This window comes from Paenibacillus sp. Soil766 (assembly GCF_001428105.1).
In the GTDB taxonomy this organism is placed as follows: domain Bacteria; phylum Bacillota; class Bacilli; order Paenibacillales; family NBRC-103111; genus Paenibacillus_E.
On record NZ_LMSJ01000013.1, the window covers coordinates 64,761 to 77,954 of the forward strand.

Here is a 13,194-nt window from a genome sequence, read left to right on the forward strand (position 1 = left end):
CTTAGAACAAGCTGTTGTCTGTCACTTTACGAGATACATAATTAGCAGCAAATAACAGAATCAGGGCAACGACTGATTTCGCTAAGCCTACCGCAGTCGAATAGGAATACCTCATTTGTCTGAGGCCAACCTTGTAGACATACGTATCGATCGTTTCGCTCACATCGAGATTCAGTGGATTCTGCATGACCATAATTTGCTCGAAACCCGTATTCAATATGGAGCTTATTGCAAAAATGAGCATAATCACGACTGTTCCCATAATAGCTGGGAGTGTCACGTACCACATCCGCTGAAATCTGCCTGCACCGTCAATCTTCGCTGCATCATACATTTCCTGGTCCACACCGGCAATGGCTGCGATATAAATAATCGCTCCCCAGCCAATTCCTTTTAGTATTTCAGCGCTAACCATAATCATCCAGAAGAGATGCGGCTTTGCAATGAAATTAATCGGTTCATCGATGATATGCAAACTCGTAAGCAACAGATTAAGGATCCCGTTCGAAGGTGATAGCACCGTTAGAACTAATCCTCCAAAAATCACCCACGAAACAAAATGAGGCAGATAAGAAATCGTTTGAACGAAGCTTTTGAATCGTTTCTTATTCAACTCATTTAAAAAGAGTGCAAACACGATAGGTGCAGGAAACCCAATTATTAATCCCATCAGATTCATCGCTAGCGTGTTCCTTAATACATTCAAGAAATTCGGATCATTCACAAATTCTTGAAAATGCTTGAACCCAATCCACGGTGAATTCATCACACCCAAGAAAAGATCGTAATCCTTAAACGCAATCAGAATGCCATACATCGGAACATACGAGAACAGTAGCAAAAACAAGATCCCCGGCCATACCATGCTTTGCAGCGCGAACTGGCTCTTGAAGCGCTGCCATCTGCCCATCGCTGATAATCGTGGCGCTCGCACTCGTTGTTTCGCATTTACGGCTCCATCCACTTGACTTTCCTCCCCGATTTGCTGCCCTAGGTCGTGACAACCAAATGACAGCGTTCTCTTTTAATGCTAACTCTACTTCTGCTATAGCAAAGCAACTTCGGAAGCATATCCTCACTATACATTTTGAAAGCGCTTATAAAAATATCACCATTTTAGTTTTGATACCTTCATTTGGGCTCTGCCAAAAGAGCGAAAGGTTTAGCATGCCTTTTGTCGAATACCTCCGTACAACATCTTTGGAGAAAGAAGGAGTGCAGGTTGGTACGTACGTTTCAAGCCTTGAGTATCAAAAGTAAAGTGACGCTTGCCTTTATTTTTTTCATTTTAATCCCCTTCAGTGTGCTTGGACTTTATTCCTATAACCAGTCACAACGTTTCATTCAAGCGCAATTACTTGCGAATTCGCAAACGACCGCCAAGCAGATTAAGTATACAATCGAAAGTAAAATCGACCTTATTGAAAGCGTTAGCAACAATATTACGTATAACTACCGATTGCAACAATTTCTTGGTGAGCCGTATTCATCGGACTCAAACTCTTTAGATACCTATTTCAACTACGCGGCTCCCCTTGTTAACTATGCTATGTTATTTCAGAAAATTAACATTCAACAAATATCCATTTATACAAATAACACTTCCATCCCGGAAGGCTTTGGTTCCTTTTACTCCGAGCAAAAAATTAAAAAAGAAACCTGGTACGATACCTTCATGGCATCTGAAAAGAAAACACTTTGGGTGCTGAATACGATTCAGGCAGATGGCAGTGAACTTTTCAGGTATATTCAAAAAATGATCTCCATTGAAGGTTCTTATCTAGGCGTTACGATTGTTGACGTGCGCTCCAGCGATTTGCTTGAACCTGCGGAGAGCCCCAATATTGCGAATCAGCCTGTTTATGTGTTGGATGAAAATCATAAAGTTATTCCCCAGGGAAATAACGATACCCTGAAAGCTTTAGATAAGGTAAGCTCTTCCCTCTTCTCGCAAGGTTACGCCAAGGAATCTGGCTTCTTATATGTCGCTGACACGTTAAAAGATGTCCAGCATGTCATCGTCATGGTGATTCAGCTCCCACCGCTGCTCGGTTCCTTACAGGTTGCGGCCAATCTAGCTTTTATACTTACTTTCATTGTCTTATTGATTGCTTTCTACTTCGTCCTCAAGATGACGTTAAGTAAAATGAAAACGAGCATTAAACAGATGGATCTCGCCATTGAAACAGGGTTTAAGCCCATTCCTATTGTACGGAAGGACGAGTTCGGAGTTATCACGGAGAAATTCAACATTTTGCTGAATAAAATTACCCTGCTGCTAAGCGATATGATCAAGAAAGAAACCATGCACAAGGATGCACAGCTCATCGCACTGCAATCGCAGATTAACCCACATTTCATCTACAATACGCTGGATATCTTTAGTGCCAAAATGGAAATCGCCGGCCAGTATGATGTGTCTGATGCTATGGCTGATTTCGGTAAAATGATGCGCTATAATATGGACGGTCATGCTAAATTCGCAACTCTTTCAGATGAGCTTCGTTATCTCGGACAGTATATGACGCTTCAGAAGGTGAAATATGGAGATAGTATTCATTTCCGCGTTCATGTTCCCAATGAGCTTCTCACCATTCAGGTATTAAAGTTCATCCTACAACCGATTGTCGAGAATAGCGTAAAGCATGGCTTCGCAAAACAGGACACACTCGATATTGATATTTATGTCAGCCAAGAGAGTGATTTATCCATCCGGATCTGTGTAAAAGATAATGGTGCAGGCATTGGAACTACTCGGCTCAACGAACTTAACGAACAGTTCCGTACTTCCGTTTATTTAGCCAAAGGCGATAAAGATCGAGAAAGCATCGGTCTAGGCAATATTAATGAACGATTGAAGTTATTTTACGGTGAGAATTATCCCTTACAGCTAAACAGTATCGAAGGCCAATTCGCAGAAACGATCCTAACCCTTCCTTATGACGCAAAACGAATCGAGGAGAATGACAATGTATACCGTGTTAATTATTGATGACGAAGAATTGATCGGCAGCGGTGTGAAAGCCAAACTAGAAAGGGCCAATGTAGCAGGTATCCGAGATATTTATGTCGCGAACGGTGGTCTACAGGGGTTTGAGATGGCTAAAACCTTGATACCAAATATCATTATCACGGACATTCGCATGCCCGAGTTAGATGGCATTCAATTGATTAAAAAGCTATCTCCGCTGCTAACACGCACCAAATTCATTATGTTGAGCGGCTTTGGTGATTACCCTTATGTCCGTGAAGCATTCAAATACGGCGCACTAGACTACTTACTGAAGCCTGCGTCCTCCGATGAGCTCGGCAAGCAAGTACTGTCCGCCATTGCGAGTATTGAGCAGGATCACTTTAACGACCAGCTCGCCGAAAGAAACCTTACGGATGCAAGAGCGTTGCTAATTGCTCGATTACCCCTCGTCATCCACGGGTCGAACGCCTTGGTGAGCAGCAAAGATTCCGAGTCACAGCAATCACTCGAAGCTTACTTTGCTTATCCGCTGTTCGCCGTTTCCATGCTATCCTTTGACGATGTTACCTTTAGCGAAGAACATTTGGATACGGTAAGTACATGTTTGGAACGGTGCATTCAGGACAATGATTTAGCGTTACAACTACGCTTCCTAGCGTTTCATGATGTGCAAGGCTATGTGTGCGTTGTGTTTAATTATGCTGGAGCTATTTCTTTTGAAACCATTCAAGGTTTACTCGGTAAAGCTGTTAGCGTGCTTCGAAAAGGCAATCCGCGAACGCCTACAGCCTCGATTAGCCAATCTGGGCAGGGCTTGGACGATTTATCGCGTCTTTATAAACAAGCACATCAAGCGATGTCGGGGCGGATTTTACGAGAACCAAGCGAGGTCTTCGTGACGCTTGAGCCATTGGGCAAGACGGAAGCTTGGCTGCCTGGCAAAAAGGAGTGGGAAGAGTTCAAGCAGGCTGCTGAGACTCTGCATGTGGAACGAATCGGCCGCTGGGTTGACCGCCATCTCAGCGACGCTCTGCGCACGCAGATGTCCTTGGAGCAGCTCAAGTCGATTTACGATCTGGTGCTTTCCGAAATCCATCGCCATGTCCATGATCGGTTTCTTTTTGAAGAGACCGAACGCGCTGCAGCTTTCGACACCTTTCACACGTTAGGCGAGCTCCGGCATTATCTCAAAAGCTACGCGACAGATACGAAGCAGCTGATCTCAGAGCACGCGAACCTGGGAGAAACGGTCATTACCGTAGCGGAATCCATCGTTCGTGAGCATTATAACCGCGATCTGCAGCTAGCCGAGGTGGCCAATCGGGTATCGATGAATTACTCGTATTTCAGCAAGCTGTTCAAGGAACGAACGGGGTTAACGTTCACGGCCTACTTAACCAAGGTCCGTATGGAAGAGGCCCAGAAGCTGCTCAAAGACCCCACCTTACGGATCAATGAGATCTCGGAAAAGGTAGGGTATGGCAATCTCTATCATTTCTCGCGTGCGTTCAAAAACTATTTCGGTGTTTCACCGAAGGAACATCGGAAAACAATGTAAATTGCTAAAGGAGCCCGCCATGCGCGAGGCTCCTTTTTGTTTGTTGCATGAGCAGGTTAGCTCTATGGGTTAGCTCTAACAACCACATCGTCAAAATAAGACTTCTGCATATGGCTAAAAACACCTATTTTACCTGCAGTAAAGTTTGAGTTCGTCGCAGTGACAAGCAGCTGCCCGTCTATATAACCCTTTAATACACTGCCATTTACCTCAAAGCTATAAGTATGATAAACGCCAGCTGTCGGTGCTGTGGTCATCGGTGTTGATGCAAGCATTGTCTCTATTCCATCCTGAAACTTGACGATGGACACTCTTTTGTAGTAGTAATCATAAAGCATGACGTAATAGTTTCTCCAATCGACGTAACTTGCGACCAAACCAATTCGACTATTCCAGCTATCCACCTTTCCTTTGGCCTCTACCGTGTAATTTGACCATGTGGCGAGTCCCGCAATGGACTTTGTGCCGCCTTTGGCCGCATTATCAGAAAGGTAGACCTTTGAGCTTCCGTCCGTAACAACTGTGAACGTTCCCCATAAGGAATCAACCGACCAATCATTCGCGTTGCCATCTTCAAAATCATCTTGAAGATAGGTGTTGGTAGTCGTGGCAGTAACTTCGTTGCTTGCTTCCGAAAACCGCCCCCCCGGGTCGAATGCTTTAACCGCATACCGGTAGGTTGTTGCGATCGTCAGGCTCGTATCCTTATATCTGTAGACCTCTCCATTCATCGTGGCGATTTCTTGTCCGTCGCGATAAATCTTATAGCCTGACACGCCCGTTTCATCCGAAGACTCATCCCATGTGAGATCCATTTGTGAGGAAGAGTTTGACACTGCAGACAAGTTTGAAGGGGCAGTAGGAGCCGTTGCGTCGTCATGGCGGACAAGCACGTTATCGAAGTAAACTTTTCGGCTGGAGCTGGTTATGAGGCCTGCTTTTCCGCCAATAAAATCAGTATCTGTGGCGCTGATCACCAATTGGCCGTTCAGATAACCTTTCAACGATGTGCCAACAGTTTCAAACCGCAGCTTGTAGGCTGTTCCCGCTTCAACGCTTGGAAGCCCGTACACGGACTGAATCACGACATTCTGGTCGCTCTGGCGCTTTTCAATCTTGGCATTGCCGGGGTTTGCGTGGTACGTAAAAGCATAATAATTGCCGCTATCTGCATACCGTGCAATAAGACCGAGGTCTCCCCTGTTATTTGCTTCCTTGACGTCCGCTTCTACCCAATAATCAGTACCGTAGATTGCATCGACCACGGAAAGTCCCGATTTTTCGGACAGATAGACGGAAGAGCCGCCATCCTGCACGGTGCTCCATTGTCCTTTAAGCGGACTCCATCCGTTTGCGTTACCCGCTTCAAAGCTATCCGCATAGATCGCATCATACACTAGCTCGAAAGCGTAGCCTTTATCCGTATCAAGCTGGACAACGATGTCGTTTCCTGTGGCGATCACGGGAATTTCCTGCAGCCGTACACCGTTTGTCGCCAGCTTGTAAGCTTTGTACGCTGCCGGGATGAGTGTCGTCTTCAGATGGAATTCCATGGTCTCGTGTTTGGCAAGTGTCGGCAATTTCCCTCTTACATAGGTCCTCTTCTTGCTATCGAGAGGATCTTGAATCGTATCTTCACCTGTCGCTGCTACATCGGTGGTATAGATGACCAGCATTCTCTCGCTTTTGTCTAGTGATTTATCATCAAGCGAAGCTGCGGATACGGTTCCTTTATCCACACTTGCCTTCAAAGATACAGGACCAAGCTCGAATAGGTTGTTATTGAGAGTTCCTACAGCTCCAATTGCGTAAGGGGTATGGATCAGATAGGTATTTAAATTAAGATCAAATATAAGCTCTCCCGTGTCCGAAACCAGCTTATTTTGATTCAGATTAGAGAGCATGTTGTTTTTCAGATTGACATCATCTATTGCATTAATAAACGTCTCCGCAACCTGTTTCAAGGTCATGCTATTCGTAATGGATATCTTATTCTGTGCAGGAATATTACCGCTTGCGATTTGCTCTGATGTAAGCTCCGGTGTGATTTTATAGATGGCATAAGGTTCTCCAGGCTTATCTGCGTACACGGTAACCATCTTGAACAGATGTGGTATATACATTCGATTAATCTCTAAATCTTCATTCTCCGTTGATGACGCATGCGTTTTGACCGATGTTCTGTCTCTTACAATGACAAATTTAGGTTCGCTTGCAGTGATGTGACCTTTACGGAAAAGAAGTGAACTTTGATATTCGGACATTGTTACCAAGGTATCTGTTAAGGTATCGAATGAGGTAAAACCACCTAAAGTAGCACTTTGTTGAACGGCCTCTCTTACACGGGACACATATTGAAACCTGTTTAGCATATCCCAGCCATTGTAGGCGCCGGTCGCAGCCACCATCAATCCAAGGTCGTCTCTGCCTTTCGTCGGAAACTCCTGATTATATTCCGTTAATGCAAAAGGCTTCTGGTACAGCTGCCCAAGAGCAAGACCAGGAATATAATTTTTAAATATAGTCCCTCCATATTGCGGCACATAATTAGCTCTTGTTTCCGGATCAAATACCATACTGTAACGAGGATGTGACGCCGGGGTATAAGAGAATGTTGCTCCCCTTCCATCTACAAGCCCATTATATAAGTGTGTTTCATGAATATCTGTGTGTGTTCGCCAGTAGTTGGCCAAAGAATCATTTATGTAATTAATTCCCCCGATAGGCACCTTTACGCCAATTACATCTTTCAGGTAATTTTTCATTTCATTATGGGAAGATAACGTTTTTTCTGTGAAGTACTCGGCAAGATCATCACGAATGCTTGCAGGCGCACTCCAAAATGTATTTGGAAATGTGGTGATAGCCGGACGTCCTTTACCAGCCAAAAATAGATTAAAGTCTGTCTTTAACCATTCTTTTACACTTGGGTTCGAAAAATTAGCATTATAAAGAATAGTTTCATTCATGGGAGATACACCCATCAAAATAGGATCATCCTTCAAGGCGAGTCCGGTATATGGATTAACATGAGTAAGCCATTGCCGAGCAAAGGATTGCCAAATCGCTTTACCGTCCGGAAAAAGCGTTGCCATATATTTGGCACCGAACGAGCCGTATTGGCTTAAGCTTGGTACACCAGAAAAATCCGCATAGGCCAGAATGTCGATATCAATGTAGATGCCTCGCTCCTTCAGCAAAGAAACAAAGTACTCAAAATTGTCCAGTTTGGCCGGATCCAATGTAACGGTGGTCGAAGTTGGCTTCACCATAAGCCCTTTTGCCCAGTCCACATTTTCATCATTGGAATGGTAGCGCACCGCATTATAACCCATAGCAACAAGCCGGTCGGCGATGATTACCATTTCTTCCCGGGTTGGATCCGTACCATAGCTGCCAACAAGATTGGTACCGAAGAACTTTACTTTCTTATTGGGCTCATCCGTAAAATAATAATCGCCATCCGCATCAATCTTTACGAAGCCTTTCGTTCCAGCTGGGGTTTGATTCATGTAGGACAAGTCCAGCGCACTTCCAGGTGCTACCGCCAATGTTGTATCAATAGCTTTCCATGTGCTGTCAGCAACTATGGGAGCTGCATTTGCGGTAGGGCCTGCGATACCTGCAGTCCCTAATATTTGCAAGACTAAAGCAAAAACTAGCGTAACTGAAACCTTAGTAATCATTCCTTTTCTCATTTTTAATCCTCCTGTACAATTCAATTAAAGCTCATTCATGCTTTCTCGGCAGAGTCGCTGATCTGTGCGACATAAACCACCTCCTTTCAAACCCTAAGTGAATTAAATTTACTATACGTTTTGTAAGCGCTTATAAAAATATCACCATTTTTGTTTTGATACCTACATTTTGGATGCCTTGGGTAATCAATGCGTCCATATTCTCCCGATGTTTGGATCATCTTGTAATAATGGAACATCAATCTCTTCAAATATATTTCCAATCAGATATACATGATCCACATCTACTGCATGGACGCCAATGTCGGAATTTTTCATCCTATTATTTGCTATGATAATGCTTTTATTGAATTTTCCCTTGAATCCATGCGACTTGATACCGATACATCCATAAGCCCCATACCTCGGGAAAAATCCACAATTATCAAACTCACAATCTTTAATAAGAATATCGCTAGCATGACCTCCTTCTGAATGAACAGGCAGCTCCGCACCAAGCAATATCCCAGGATTCATTGTATTTCGATACTTGCAATTAAAAATATATAAATGATCATATCGTACCAAATGACCTGCACCCGCGATGTTTATGAATTCCGAATCCTTGCAAATGTAACGGCTTGCCTTCCAACAGGACGCTGTACCTAGCGTTCCTTCCTTTAGTTCCTTGGCTAGGTCGCGATCAAAGACGACTCGATAATAGTTCCCACCATCCCCCTTTCTCACGTGACTACTTTCCACGATACGGTAGCTTTCCGATTCATCTTCACAGTAGAGCTGAATTTGACTACCAGCTACAAGAGGAGCAAAAGAGTACTTACAGAAGAATTCCGCTTCGTTGGATTTCGTGATTTGCTTAAGAACCAGCCAATTGTTATGCATATTCTGACCATCCATCCGTACACCCTCTGCAATCATCCGACTAATCTCTATGTTACCGCTGCATTTGTAAATTTTCCATGCATCACGAGGGCCTGTAAAAAGCTGCTTACCTTTTGGTCTAAAGACCACACGGTCTGCTGCTATCTCATGACAGTTCTCCGTCAACATACAAAATCCGTTGGCATTATACGTTCTGATATTAGTCAGAGTCAAATCATCGCATCTGGCAAAATAAGTTTGAAAATCGGTTTGCGCTCCTTGGTGCCAAGATAAAAATTCCCCAACCTGGACCTTGGATGCCACATCCATACTGTTTAGCACTAACCTCCTCTCGCCTTGCAATCTCCATGGACTGCCTGCCCCCCCACCGTATGTAACGCTTTCACCGATAAGGGCGCCTGTTTCCGGATGTAACCGATTCATGCAATACGTTCCCATGTTGTCATAACATGGATTTCCTTGGAATACTTCAACAGAAATTTGGTTGCCATTATTAGAGACTACTACACCAGCTGAGGCAAATTCTGGTCCGCGTGTGAATGCAAGATTACTCACTTGCAAATGATTACAGTCTTCACACCACAAGATAGCAGGTAAGTAATGATGGACTTGAAGATCATTAAAGCCAACAAGTACGGTTGCAGGCTCACCATTCTCATCAACAGCTCCCTGGAGTGTTAAGTATTTGGCTCCACGGATCGGGATATGACATTCCTTAAATGTCTCATCCCGACTTCCCGCATCATGGGCAAATCCCTCCGTTTGGATAATCTGAGAGGTTTCCAGTATATAAACACGCGGCTCGAAGGCTACGATATCTGCATTTACCTCAATTGCCTTATTTATGGCTGCCCGAATGCCTGCAGCATCATCTGATACCCTAGCATCTATATAATCTTCAACATAAATAATCTTGTTATTTATCATTTAAATTAATTCCCCTTATCATCTGTTTGAATTTAGTAGATACAAATTCACTCTGCGGTGATCGGCCCTTCGCTCATCTTGTTCGAAGAATGAAGAGGAGTCTGATGAGAAACGGCGGTAACGCAGTGCGTTACCGCCGTTGAATATAAATCTAACGAATTATGGAGCTGTACGTACCACAACATCATCAAAATAAGCTTTGTTAAAATGTGTGTTCACACCAATTTTCCACGTTGGGAACGTGCTGTCTGAAGCAGTAGCAATAAGCAGATCATTCACATAAGCCTGCAGCGTGTTCCCTGCTGAGGTAAATCGCAGATTATGGTAGATGCCTGTTGCAAGCGGTGTGATTGGAGCTGAAATCGCAAGATCTGTTAGAACGCCATTTTGCAGTCTAGTGATGTAGACGTTCTTTCCGAAGTTGTCATAAGACATGCTGTAATAGTTGTTATAGTCGACGAATCTGGCGATTACCCCCATTCTGCCGCTCGTTGTCTCCATTTTCCCCTTAGCTTCTACGCTATAGTTGGTCCATGTTGAGGTTCCTGTGACTGACTTTGTTCCTCCTTTGTCCGCATTATTGGATAAGTAAGCTTTTGAGCCATTTAGATCCGACTCCACGGAGAAATACCCCCCAGTAAGAAACGACAGACCACCCATTCGCGGTGCCAGACTCGAAACCCGTGGCGTACAGCGCGTCGTATACGAGCTCAAATGCAAATCCTTTATCCGTCTCCAGCGTAACCGACAGCACCTGACCGTTCACGGTCACAGGGATTTCCTGAAGACGCGTACCATTCAGCGCAAGCTTATACCCTTTGTAACCGCCGGCTGGTTTAATAGTGGTTAACGTGAGCTGAGCCGTCTGCTGCTTTACCAGTGTAGGCAAGATCCCTCTGTAATACTTTAATTGGCCGGAAGGCTGCATCACATATTGCTCATTGGTAGCCGCTACATCTGTCTTATAGATAAGCAGCATGCGTTCGCTATCCTTCAGTTCATTTCCGTCCAAGGAGGATGCAAAAAAAGTACCTTTCTCGACATCGCTGGTCACGGTCGCTTGCCCCAGCGTAAAGGTATGATTATTCATCGTTCCTGCCGCAGCAATCACTTTCGGCGTGTTCACGAACTCCCCGGTGTCGGACAGCAGCTTATTCTGATTCAAGGCCGCTAACATTTCCGTCTTCTTGTTCGCATCGTCCAACGAATTGATGAACAGTTCGGCCATCTGTCTGTTCGTCATGGAAGACGAAATCGGCAGCTTATTGGCTGTCGGCAGATTGCCGCTGGCGATCCGTTCCGGTGTGACGTCCGGCGTAATTTCGTACACAGACAAAGGTACATTCGGTTTATCTGCATACACAGACAAGGTCTTGAACAAATGAGGAATGTACATCATGTTTGCTACATAAGCGTCGCCTTCCGAGGCTGCACCTTTGTTGCGAGCCCATGTGCGTTCCATACGAACACGAATTTCGGACTTGCTGCCTGAATCGCCTCATTGCAGAATATGACCGACGCTTCTGTCTCCGACATAATGGCAAGCGGTTCACCTGCAATTGAGAACTCCTCAGGGGCACCCAGCTTTAGATTGTTATACCCATCCCCTGCATCCCGGCCGAAGGAGTAGCGGTTCATCATATCCCAGCCCTGATATGCCCCGATTGCCCCATTAAAGATCCCAACTTCCTCACGCCCTTTGAAGGGCTGGGTATCCTGAAACTCGGTAAGCAGAAATGGTTCGGCATACGGCTGCCTGAATGAAAGAGCAGGATAGTACGTTCCAAAATGGGTGTCCGTCGGCCAATCCTTCGGATAATTGGCAGCTGTAGCGCTATTGAACGCCATACTTAGACGTGGCTCCTTAAGCGGATGATATTGATAGCCGCTCCCTATACTGTCGGTGAACCTTTGGTTTGAAAATTGGTAATAGGCATGGGTTTCATACACATCCGAAGCTTGATCGCGCCAATAGTTCACATTCGGGCTAATCAGGTAGTTTAATCCCCCAATAGGAGCATTAATGCCGAGCTGATCCTTTAAATACGTTCTCATTGCATTAGAGACATTAATCGTTTTATTAGAGTAATAAGCAGTAAGCTGATCCTTAATTTCCCCCCATGCATCCCAATAGCTGACGGGAAAATTAGTGATGGTTGGTTTACCTAGCGAGGCCAGATACTGGTTGAAATCCTGAAGCAAGTAATCGCGCAATGGCGCCTTCATGCCGCTGAGACTCATATTCTGGAGTAGGGCTTCATTCCACGGGCTGACCCCGACCAGAACGGGATCATTCTTCAAAGCGAGTCCCGTATAGGGGTTCACATGAGAGAGCCACGTGTCGGCAATCTTCTTCCACATATCCAACGCCTGCGGGAGCAGCGGAAGCAAATACGGTGAATTATAACCCTCTGCATATTCGCCAAGCCCCGGTATATTTTTAAAATCATACAGGTGGAACATATCGATCGTCACATAAATGCCCTTGGACTTCAGCTTCGCAATAAAATACTCCAATCGATCCAGTTTATCCGGATTCAGCTGGGGCGTTGTCGATCCATTCTGGACGAATATCCCCGGTGCCCAATCCTGCATGGAATCGACTGAATGTATCCGCACCACGTTGTAGCCTAACCGTGCAAGCCGATCTACGGTTTAATCCGCATCAGCATGGGAGCCGTAGTACATGTTCCAGGTTACATTGGCTCCGTATAGCTTCACCTTCTTGTGCGGTGCCAGTTCGAAGGTGTAGTCGCCGTCAGCTCCTTGCTGGATGAAGCCATACTTCCCTGCCGGAAATCGTCATCGGCTGCGTGTCCATTGGCTTCCATACATCAACTGCCTGGGCCGTCGGTGTTTGACCTAAGAACCCGCCGACGCCAATCAAAGAGAGCATTAGGGTCAAACTCAGAAAGGAAGTCCACCCTTTACTCGAATTGTACACCATCAATCAGCTCCTTAATCGAGATTACAGTCGTTCCCTCCATGTATACGATTTCACAGTGCAGAACTTGCAGGTCTGTGTTTTTTAATGGAGCTGCTTGGTTCGTTGTGGTACAGGAACAATCGGCTTATGCAGCGCCACCGTTTGAAAGCTCACTTCAGCAGGCATCCCCCCCCTTCACAATCGCTTAACAACGAATGGTCCCTGGCGT

At 45.1% G+C, this 13,194-nt stretch carries 9 protein-coding genes; 2 read left to right on the plus strand and 7 right to left on the minus strand.

Going from position 1 to position 13,194, the window contains the following annotated elements; all coding sequences use genetic code 11:
* Position 1: 1 nt before the first annotated feature.
* Positions 2–964 carry an ABC transporter permease gene (locus ASG89_RS11805; RefSeq protein WP_235549724.1) on the minus strand — a complete coding sequence of 321 codons (963 nt, stop codon included), beginning with the start codon at positions 962–964 and terminating at the stop codon, positions 2–4.
* Between the two features lie 258 nt (positions 965–1,222).
* On the opposite strand from ASG89_RS11805, the gene ASG89_RS11810 reads away from it, so the two are divergent.
* Together ASG89_RS11810 and ASG89_RS11815 are read left to right on the plus strand one after the other, a co-directional pair.
* Positions 1,223–2,992, plus strand: coding sequence for a sensor histidine kinase (locus tag ASG89_RS11810; protein WP_057310853.1), 1,770 nt, complete (start codon positions 1,223–1,225; stop codon positions 2,990–2,992).
* Positions 2,970–4,532 (plus strand): helix-turn-helix domain-containing protein, encoded by a 1,563-nt coding sequence (locus ASG89_RS11815; protein WP_057310855.1) that lies wholly within the window; start codon positions 2,970–2,972, stop codon positions 4,530–4,532. The genes ASG89_RS11810 and ASG89_RS11815 overlap by 23 nt, the downstream gene beginning before the upstream one ends.
* Before the next feature lie 62 nt (positions 4,533–4,594).
* On the opposite strand, the gene ASG89_RS11820 is transcribed toward ASG89_RS11815, so the two are convergent.
* From ASG89_RS11820 to ASG89_RS11845, 6 genes are all read right to left on the minus strand, one after another.
* Entirely contained in the window at positions 4,595–8,230 is a 3,636-nt protein-coding gene (locus tag ASG89_RS11820; protein ID WP_057310857.1) for a fibronectin type III domain-containing protein, read from the minus strand.
* 186 nt (positions 8,231–8,416) lie between these two features.
* Positions 8,417–10,039 carry a hypothetical protein gene (locus ASG89_RS11825; protein WP_057310859.1) on the minus strand — a complete coding sequence of 541 codons (1,623 nt, stop codon included), beginning with the start codon at positions 10,037–10,039 and terminating at the stop codon, positions 8,417–8,419.
* Between the two features lie 159 nt (positions 10,040–10,198).
* Complete coding sequence (locus ASG89_RS11830; RefSeq protein ID WP_057310861.1) at positions 10,199–10,660, minus strand: hypothetical protein; 462 nt, start codon at positions 10,658–10,660, stop codon at positions 10,199–10,201.
* Positions 10,617–11,501 (minus strand): hypothetical protein, encoded by an 885-nt coding sequence (locus ASG89_RS11835; protein WP_057310863.1) that lies wholly within the window; start codon positions 11,499–11,501, stop codon positions 10,617–10,619. The genes ASG89_RS11830 and ASG89_RS11835 overlap by 44 nt, the downstream gene beginning before the upstream one ends.
* Positions 11,444–12,634: a hypothetical protein gene (locus ASG89_RS11840; RefSeq protein WP_057310864.1), complete on the minus strand. Its 1,191-nt coding sequence runs from the start codon at positions 12,632–12,634 to the stop codon at positions 11,444–11,446. Before ASG89_RS11840 ends, ASG89_RS11835 begins: the two co-directional genes overlap by 58 nt.
* A 163-nt stretch (positions 12,635–12,797) precedes the next feature.
* Positions 12,798–12,986 carry a hypothetical protein gene (locus ASG89_RS11845; RefSeq protein WP_057310866.1) on the minus strand — a complete coding sequence of 63 codons (189 nt, stop codon included), beginning with the start codon at positions 12,984–12,986 and terminating at the stop codon, positions 12,798–12,800.
* Between the last annotated feature and the right edge of the window lie 208 nt (positions 12,987–13,194).